This window comes from Methylobacterium sp. WL103 (assembly GCF_008039885.1).
Lineage (GTDB): Bacteria > Pseudomonadota > Alphaproteobacteria > Rhizobiales > Beijerinckiaceae > Methylobacterium > Methylobacterium cerastii.
On the sequence record NZ_VRUX01000450.1, the window covers coordinates 1 to 3,521 of the forward strand.

4 protein-coding genes are annotated in these 3,521 nt (G+C 65.2%); 3 read left to right on the forward strand and 1 reads right to left on the reverse strand.

Annotated elements, in window-relative coordinates; genetic code table 11:
• Positions 1-368 precede the first annotated feature (368 nt).
• From FV222_RS20340 to FV222_RS20350, 3 genes are read left to right on the forward strand one after another with little or no spacing between them, the layout of a single operon-like run.
• On the forward strand, positions 369-863 hold the full coding sequence (locus FV222_RS20340; protein WP_147765336.1) for a hypothetical protein: 495 nt from the start codon (positions 369-371) through the stop codon (positions 861-863).
• Positions 860-2,983 carry a hypothetical protein gene (locus FV222_RS20345; RefSeq protein WP_147815499.1) on the forward strand — a complete coding sequence of 708 codons (2,124 nt, stop codon included), beginning with the start codon at positions 860-862 and terminating at the stop codon, positions 2,981-2,983. Before FV222_RS20340 ends, FV222_RS20345 begins: the two co-directional genes overlap by 4 nt.
• On the forward strand, positions 2,980-3,285 hold the full coding sequence (locus FV222_RS20350; protein WP_147765338.1) for a hypothetical protein: 306 nt from the start codon (positions 2,980-2,982) through the stop codon (positions 3,283-3,285). Before FV222_RS20345 ends, FV222_RS20350 begins: the two co-directional genes overlap by 4 nt.
• Positions 3,286-3,341: 56 nt before the next feature.
• On the opposite strand, the gene FV222_RS30715 is transcribed toward FV222_RS20350, so the two are convergent.
• On the reverse strand, positions 3,342-3,521 hold a 180-nt coding region (locus FV222_RS30715; protein ID WP_210246557.1), incomplete at its 5' end, for a hypothetical protein.

Genomic DNA, 3,521 nt, shown 5'->3' on the forward strand with positions numbered 1-3,521 from the left:
TGGCGGAGGGAGCGGGATGAGCCGACACTCATCATTTTCCCTACGCCGTCAGCGCTCTCGATCCCAGGGCTGACGGGTAACACCGTGGGTCTGCCCGTCAAGCGGCGCTGGCCCTGCCACGCGGGCGTCGGGCCGGAGAGGAGCCGGGCATATTTAAATATGGACGGCGAACCGGCGGGTTTGCGATACCCGTTCTTGGGACACGTTGGTGCCCCGGCCCGCACGGTGGGTCGCCTTCCTCATCGCCTCCGAACGCTCAGGCAATTGCCGCTTGGGCATGGCGCTGATGATCCGCGATCCGTTCGATCCCGCGCGGTGCCGTTCGCTTCGACCCTTTTCAATCCCGCATTTTAGAAGCGGTTTTCATCATGATCCATATCCTCGACGCCCTCGCGGGGTCGGGTAAGACGCGTGCGCTTGCCCGATACAGCCACTACCTCGCTGGCATCAGCCACAAGGTGCTTTTCGTCCAACCGACCAAGCACCTCATCACCAAGACCATCGCCGACGAACTCCGGCCCCTCGATCCGGCCTACCCGGTGCGGGCCATCCATGGGGACAGCCACGTCTCGAAGTCCGTCATCGCGGACATCGTTGCTCACTTCCAGAAGGCCCCTCCAGGCTCTGGCGAGGTGCTGTTCATCACGCACGCCGCCTTCCTGCTGCTCCCCTACATCGAGCGGAAGGCCGACTGGACCCTCATCGTGGATGAGGTCCCGCAGGTGGACTGCTTCCAAGAACTGCGTCTGCCCGAGACGCATCACCTGATCACGCCGTTCCTCGCCCTTATGCCGGGTGGAGCGTCTTACGGCCGTCTCGTCACTTCCGAGGATGCCATCGCGGCTCAGGAGGATGCTCGATGAGCGCCTCCAAGATCGCCCGCAACAAACATGGCGACGACCTGCTCAGCGTGCTTGGGCCACTCGCAAACCGGATCACCTCCGACCATTGGGAGGTCTATGCGGATCAGGCTGGATACGAGCGCCTGATCCGGGGCGAGAAGGAGGGGTGCTCGGTGGGCACCTACTCGCTGCTCAAGCCCTCGGCCTTCAAGGGCTTCAAGCAGGTAGTGATCGCCTCGGCCTGCATGACGGACACGATGCTCTACCGCGTCTTCACGGCTCAGGGCGTCACCCTGAAGCCGGTCGGAGACCGTCTCACCAAGGACCTGCGCTACCTGAAGCATGAGCATGGGGATCGCATCACGATCCACTATGCGGCTGAGGAGGCATGGTCGAAGCGCTACCGAGATAAGCGGATCGAGGGCGAGGACGCCACGGTGCTCGATCGCGTCCGGCAGGCGGTGGGATCACTGGTCGGCACGGAGCCCTTCATCTGGATGGGCAACACCGATCTGGGCAACGACTTCTTCGCCCAGGGTGGAGCGGATCGACTGCCGAACACTCCGCACGGTCTGAACTCGTATCAGGGGGTCCACAACGTGGTGGTGCTCTCAGCGCTCAACCCGCCGCCTGCCCACTTCAGCTTCATGGAAGGGCGTGGCATCAGCGGCGAGGAGATGCGGACGGCTCACTACCGCACGGCTGTGTATCAGGCGGTTATGCGCGGCTCGATCCGGAACCCGGCCGACGCGACGCCCAAGCGCGTCGTGGTGATGGATCGGGATACGGCGGAATGGCTGGCCGATCTGTTCCCCGGCGCGACGGTCGAGCCGTTGCCCGGCATGGGTGTGGTTCCTCGCAAGGGCAAAGCTGGACGGCCGCGCCAGCACGCCAGCGACGCAGCCAAGGCACAGGCGCATCGGGACGGCGAGAAGCACAAGCTGCTCGCCCAACTCGACCTGATCAACGCCACCTCGTTGGTGACGGGGCGCTACCCCTTCCTCGACCAAGAGGTCCGGGCCGAGATGCGCGAGTTCGCGCGTGACGATATCTCCTTAAGAGAAGGGGATTCCGTCACGGCCTCGCCGCCGCCTTTGACGTGCGGCACGGCCTTCGGCTCAATCTACGACTCGGTTCCGCTCGACCACGTGGACTACGAGGACGACGACGCCTTCGTGGCGGGCCTCCTGGCCCTGCATGAGCGCGTAGTCGCCAAGGAGGATGCGGGCGTGTTCTCGCCCGCTCACTTCGATCCAGACAAGACGACCGAGACCGGGCGTGGCCTCGGCAACGTCACGCATCTGCGTGGCATCTGGCTGGACAACGACGGCGGCGACCTGACCCATGCCGCCTTCGCCGACCTGTTCCCATACCTGCGGATCGTGGTCTGGAACACGGCTTCGTCCACGGCGGCCCTGCCACGCTGGCGCGCCTTCATCCCGACGACCTGCGCGATGAGCATGGACGTGCATGCCTTGATCATGGGGCAGATCGAGCGGGTGCTGAACCGGGCGGGGTTCTGGGGCACGCGGCAGTTGGCGAAGCGACCCGGCATCAAGGACCGCCGCTGCCACGGCTTCGACGAGTCGAAGTTCAACGCGGCTTCGCTGTTCTACCTGCCTTGCCAGCCCAAGGACCCAAGGGACGCGTTCTTCATCGACTACGGCGACGGTGACCCCAAGCGTGGGCCGCTCGATCTGCATCAGTGGGTCGAGACGTGCATCCTCAGCCTGAGGCCCGATCCTGAGCCCGTGGCGGCTGTGGTTCCGGCCCTGGTGGCGCCGAGCCCAACGGCAGCGAAGCCAATGCTCACGACGACGGCGGTATGCACGAAGCTGCAAGCCATGCGCGACGCGTTGAAGGCCCAGGCGGCTCAGACCTCGGTTGGTTGGCGGGAGGCTCGGATCAGCGCGGCCATCGAGAGATGGCGTGAGACCGCTCCCATACCGGGCACCGGCCACGCGGGCTTCTTCACCCTGGCAGCGGCGCTGCAACGGGCTGGCCTCGACGAGGCAGACATCCGCTCGAAGCTCTACGACGAGGCGGGATACGCGCACTCGACCCGCGAGCGCCGGAGCGAGATCAAGGGCATCCTCACGAGCCTGCGCCGACGCGGTACCCTCGGGAGGGCCGCACGATGAGCATGACCCACGCCCTCTACGAGTTCGAGCGCGTCATCCCTGAGGCAGAAGTCCGCGAGCGAGCCTCCCGACTGTTGGACCACATGGTCGCTGCTGGTGAGGACCCGGCCGGACTCGATCATACGGACTTCGTACCGATCGCGGTGAAGATGCGGGTGAGGGATTGGGTCTACGACGCCCTCGACCATGGCTTCGCCTTGGACGAGCCGCGGTGGAGCATCAGTCCGGAAGGCGATGCCCACGTCATCCTTCCTTTCCATGACGAGGCCCATGCTGTGGTGTTCCGGACCCTCATTCTCTGATCCTGATGGCGGCCTGGGGTGATCCTCCGGGCCGCATCTAATCGGCAGCCCAACACCTACCGGCCAATCCGTCGATACCCGAGCAGATCGGCGATCCGCGTGTCCCGGTCGATCGCCGCGATGACCTCATCCAGGCGGCACCGAATCCGCGGCGGGGTCAGGCGGGATACCGCATCGAGCCGGGCTCGCAGCGTCATAACGGTCTTAGCGGGCACCCGAACATCGTCGCGATCCCG

Bases quoted from the DNA above. Each gene is read 5' to 3' on its own strand.
- FV222_RS20340 (WP_147765336.1), top strand. From the start codon at position 369: ATGATCCATATCCTCGACGCCCTCGCGGGGTCGGGTAAGACGCGTGCG.
- FV222_RS20345 (WP_147815499.1), top strand. From the start codon at position 860: ATGAGCGCCTCCAAGATCGCCCGCAACAAACATGGCGACGACCTGCTC.
- FV222_RS20350 (WP_147765338.1), top strand. From the start codon at position 2,980: ATGAGCATGACCCACGCCCTCTACGAGTTCGAGCGCGTCATCCCTGAG.